The sequence below is a fragment of the Paraburkholderia sp. BR14320 genome, assembly GCF_040948665.1.
GTDB lineage: Bacteria > Pseudomonadota > Gammaproteobacteria > Burkholderiales > Burkholderiaceae > Paraburkholderia > Paraburkholderia youngii.
Genome location: NZ_JBFPKG010000125.1, coordinates 1 through 4,839, shown reverse-complemented (window position 1 = coordinate 4,839; position 4,839 = coordinate 1). Strand labels below are relative to the sequence as shown.

At 62.7% G+C, this 4,839-nt stretch carries 3 protein-coding genes; 2 read left to right on the top strand and 1 reads right to left on the bottom strand.

What is annotated here, in order from left to right:
• Positions 1 to 195: 195 nt before the first annotated feature.
• Positions 196 to 3,207 carry a Ulp1 family isopeptidase gene (locus tag AB3X89_RS38900; protein WP_368587899.1) on the top strand — a complete coding sequence of 1,004 codons (3,012 nt, stop codon included), beginning with the start codon at positions 196 to 198 and terminating at the stop codon, positions 3,205 to 3,207.
• A 143-nt stretch (positions 3,208 to 3,350) separates the two neighbouring features.
• On the opposite strand, the gene AB3X89_RS38895 is transcribed toward AB3X89_RS38900, so the two are convergent.
• On the bottom strand, positions 3,351 to 3,917 hold the full coding sequence (locus tag AB3X89_RS38895; protein ID WP_368587898.1) for a hypothetical protein: 567 nt from the start codon (positions 3,915 to 3,917) through the stop codon (positions 3,351 to 3,353).
• Between the two features lie 183 nt (positions 3,918 to 4,100).
• Between AB3X89_RS38895 and istA the strand changes: the two genes are divergently transcribed.
• Positions 4,101 to 4,839: IS21 family transposase (gene istA / locus AB3X89_RS38890; protein WP_368587897.1), on the top strand; the 739-nt coding region annotated here is incomplete at its 3' end.

Below are 4,839 nucleotides of genomic sequence, written 5' to 3'. Positions count from 1 at the left end.
ATCGGCGCGCGACTGCTGACGCGCAACATCGAATCGCAGCAGCGCGAGGGCGTGATTATCGCGAACCTCGTGAATCTGTGGAACAGCTTCGGCAAGGCCGTTTGCGTCAAAAAGCTCTAGTTGCGTCGGTCACTTCAACCTCCAGAGCGCGCTCTGGAGTGGTTGGCTCGACGGGCACGCTTGCGGCGATTGACCGTGTCGATTCATCATCCAGTACAGGGAGAAAGAATTTTGAACTTCGATTGGGCGCACGACCTGAGCGCCTATAACAGGTATCGCGAGGAGAAAGGGATCGATGAAGTTCCGCCGGCGGCCTCCCACCCGGTCGACTGTCAAGCCGGCCTGCCGCCAGCCGCGGAGGCTTCTGGCGTCCTAGGTCAACTGGCCAACCTGCAACGGGGCCGTACCAGCGATGCCGGGGCGACAATGGCGTCGCCCGGCATCGGGGGCTCGATGCGGCTGACATCGCCGGCAGCACCGCTGGTGGAGCGCGAGTACCACTTCCAAAGCGCGCGCTACGACCTGCCCTACGTGCCCGAATCCCCGCATGACAGCCACGCGCCGTATGCGGCCCGCCACAGCACCGCTGAGGCCACGCACACAGCTCCCGTCGATGCCGCTCCGCGTCGAAGCGGCGGCTTCATGTCGAGCCTCAAGAAGGCGCTCGGATTCGGGGGGCGCCGCAAGGACGTCTCTGGCGCCACTTCATCCGCTCGCCACGGCAACGACACCTCCATGCGCCGTGACTCGGCGTTTCGCGCGGACGCCCCGCCTCCCGGGCACGGGCGGGTGCAGTACTGGGAGGACGAGGCCGTTGACGCTCAGGTCACCCGCCAGCAAGGCGGTCTGCAGGCCGACGCTCAGGCGCCGCAGGCACGTCCCGCGCGACGGCCGCGGGATGACATCCGACGGTTGGCCGGGTCCGCCATGCACGCGGAAGAAACGACTCTTCCATCGCCTGACCCGGCTAGGCGCAAGGACTTGTATGAGCAGGACCGTCCACTTATCGACCGATTGCAGAAGGGACTGGAGGTTGGGCGAACCCCCAGGAGAACAATAAACGACTGCGCGGCATCGCTGACGTACTTGAGCGCTTGGCTCAAGCAGGTCGGCAAGGCCCCCATGGAGGGCCGGCTATTCTCGAAAGAGTTGAAAGCCGATGCCTGGATGTTTATTCAATTGAAAGGACATTCCAGCGCGGCTGCGGCGCTGGAGCATCTTCGCGAAAGCGAGACGAGCACGCTTGGCATAGCGAACATTCCCAGACGCGAAATGCACCGAAGCCGAGAGGTGCCGCCAGCCGATGAGGCGTTCATTGAAGCGGCCCTGGGCTCGCATGCCTCCACTAGCAAGCGAGCCGCGCGGGCCTTCAGTGAGTGGCTTTCGCTCAATGGGCATTCTGCGTTGAGCGTTCCCGCCGCACTGCATTCCGAAATTATGGACCGGCTCCTCGAGGACTACAAGGCTGGCCCTGGCGCTCAGTACCTTGCCAATGTGGGGCCGGTCTTGAAACACCTACGCAATTTTGAAGCCACAGGCACGGCGGGCATCAAGAGGCGAAGCGCACATTTCGATCTTCCGGAAGTGGACCAGCGGCTCATCTTGCGATTCCGAACTCTGGGCAACGCGGAGTTGCAGGCCCACGCGCAGCAACAGAATGAGTCCGTGGTCATCGACAAAGAGGGCCACACGAAATTCGACGCATATGCGAGCGCTGCGCGCACATTCAGCGGTTGGCTCCAGAAACAGGGCCGGTCAAGCATTGCCGCGCGGCTCCACGACAGGACGCTGATGGATGACGTGGAACGCTATGCCGGAACGAAAGGCTCTACCTATCGGAAGGCGAAGGCAATGCTGACTCGGATGGCATCCATGTTCCCGCCGGAAGCCCCCGTGGTGACGATCGCCCGGATCGGGCGCGAACGCTTCGTCAACGCGCTGGGATGGTTTGCGCCGAACACCAGCGCGGCCGACCTGGCGACCAAATTCGACGCCGACGTGGACGACCTGCTCGTGTTTCTCGATGCGCGTTCCGAGACGGGCTTGACTCCGGCCGGACAGGCGCTGGTGAACACATTTGAGGGCCGCCTGCGGCAGGCCGCCGAAGCCAACGTCGACCTGCGGCGGCAGCGGATGGCGATGGCCGCCCAGGGCATGGGGCAAACGCCCATGCCGTCTCCGCTCGTGGCGACACCGGTCGGGTGGTCCCAGATCAGTTGGGACGATGCACCAACGCCTCAACCAGGCTTCGGGCCGGCCGGTTCGGAGCCGCCCGGCTCGAGCACGATCTTCGGCGATCTCAGTTCGATCAACTCTGGTGCTAAGTATGGCGGTCACGGATTCGATCTGAACGAGCCGTCGGACGTGACGCAGCCGGCGGAAACGGACTCGGTCTACGCGGGCCAGGGTTCACTTGTCTCCCTGTCGGGATATGGTGCCCAAGAGTCCTATTCGCGTTCGCCGTTGGAGGTCACGGGCCCTTCCAGGCCGGCACCTGAGATCGTCGACGTGGACGACTACCCGTCCCCTGAGGCCGCACCCGAGAGTGCCGCCCAACGGCTAGCGCGCGACCCTTGGCTTCATGACAACAATCTCCTCAATTACAACCAGATGGTGCTCCATACGATTGCCCAGGAAATGGGCCCAGGCGGCTATCAGCGGCTCTCCCAAACGCTCATTGTCGCCGACTCGCAGCAGGTGACGCGGCTGAATGAGGGAACGGCAGAGGAGCAGGCAGAAGTCCTGCAACATTTCACCGCCCCCATCCTGTTGATGCCGGTGAACCACGCAAACCGCCACTGGTCGCTGCTGGTCGTCAATCGGAATTCGCGACAAGCCTTTCACTACGATTCGATGATCCCCCCTGAGCACGCCCATGAGGCCACGTTCACGGGCCCGTACGAGGTAGCCCGCCGGGTGGCGCACGTCCTGGGCGTTGGCGCGCCCATGGGTATGCCGATGGCCCAACAGCGGGACGAGGACTCCTGCGGCGACCATGTCCTGGCCGGGATCGAAACGTTGGCCCGCAGGATCCTCCTCGATCACCAATACCCGGTCCAGATGGACCTGAGCGATATCCAGCCGAGCCGCGAAAACATCATCGCCACGCTGACCCAGTATGAGCAGTTTGCCGCGCAGATCCATGCCGCCCAGGCATCGCAGCAGCCCGGCCACATGGGGGCTAGGCCGCGCAAGAAGCGGGGGTGAGTGTAATCGTGGCACACCGTGTCCTGAGGCCATTGCGATGGTTCAACGTGTCATCGTTCTCGAAAGGGGGCGAATCGTCCGCGACCTTGAAGGTGATCCACGCCGGAACCCTCGAAAATTCCGTCATAACATCGGACGGGTTATCACGCGGGCCGCAGTTCGATGAGATTGTTGGACAGATCGAGGCCATCCTGACAGTCCCGACAGACCCAATGTAGCATCGGCCCGACCGGATCCGGATGGTCGCTGAAGGCCGTCAACGCCACATCGTACTGGGCATCGGTCGTGGTCGAGCGCATGATGCGCTCGAGGTTGGACACGATACCGTCCAGGCTGCACTCGCCGATGTCAGCCTTGAATACCGTCACGCCACCCGACGGATTGATACCAAAGAAGAAAAACGCCTTCGTCTCGATCATGTGCGACAGGATCGTCCTGGCGATCGCATTGGCTGGATTGATCAGGGCGTTGAAGATTCGATAGCCGTAGAACTCAAAGCCGAAATGCACGACTTCGAAGTCGTCGGTGCCGCGTACCGAATGCCCGAAGTTGAAGCCGCCGCGCGTGAGGGCTTGTGGAATATCGTCGACGGGACGCAGTGCCAGGCAGGCATAGCGCGTTTGGCCCTTGTCACCGACCGGCATATTCGAGCCATTCCGGGATCGGCGTAATCGAGCCACCGGATGATCGCCGCAATCGAGCCAGTGCATGATCGGCGCAATCGGGCCACTCGATGATCGGCGTATTGGAGCCACCGCAGGATCGGCGTAATCGAGCCACGTAGCAGGCTCAGTGTTCTGTCGGGTGCCAGCCCGAAACGCATTTCGAATTTCCGCAACCCGGTACCTTCAGGCTTTTTGCCCGGAGGGCCGATGAGTCGAAGGAGGTTCGAAGTGTTTGAGTATCGACAGGTACTGGCGCGCATGCGTCAGGGTGATTCCGACCGCGACATTGCCAGCGCGCGCCTGATGGGGCGTGGGAAGCTGAAGACCGTCAGGCAAATCGCGCTCGCTCGGGGCTGGCTCGATCCCGGTCGGCCCTTGCCGGACGACGCCGAACTGGCAGCGATCTTCGGACACAATCCGAAGCTGCCGCGTAGCTGCGTCTCCACGATTGAACCGTTTCGCGATCTGGTGCGCGGCTGGTTTAACGCCGACGTGCAGGGCACGACGATCTTCAACGCGCTTCAGCGCAATCACGGCTATACGGGCAGCTATTCTGCAGTGCGGCGCTTCCTGCTGCACCTGAAGGCCGAGCGCGGCGCGAGAGCAACGACGATCCTGGAGTTCGCCCCGGCGGACGCAGCGCAGCTCGACTTCAGTGCCGGTCCCGTTTTGACACACGAATCCGGCGTACCGCTCAAGACATGGTTCTTCGTGATGACGCTGTGCTGGTCGCGGCACCAGTATGCAGAGCTCGTGCTGGATCAAACGGTCGAGACGTGGCTGGCCTGCCACCGGCGCGCCTTCGAATGGTTCGGCGGCCGCGTGGAGCGCGTCATCATAGACAACGCCAAATGCGCGATTACAAAGGCGTGTATGTACGATCCCGAGGTACAGCGCTCGTACGCCGCGCTGGCCGAGGGGTACGGCTTCCGGATCGATGCATGCCCTCCACACGATCCTGCAAAGA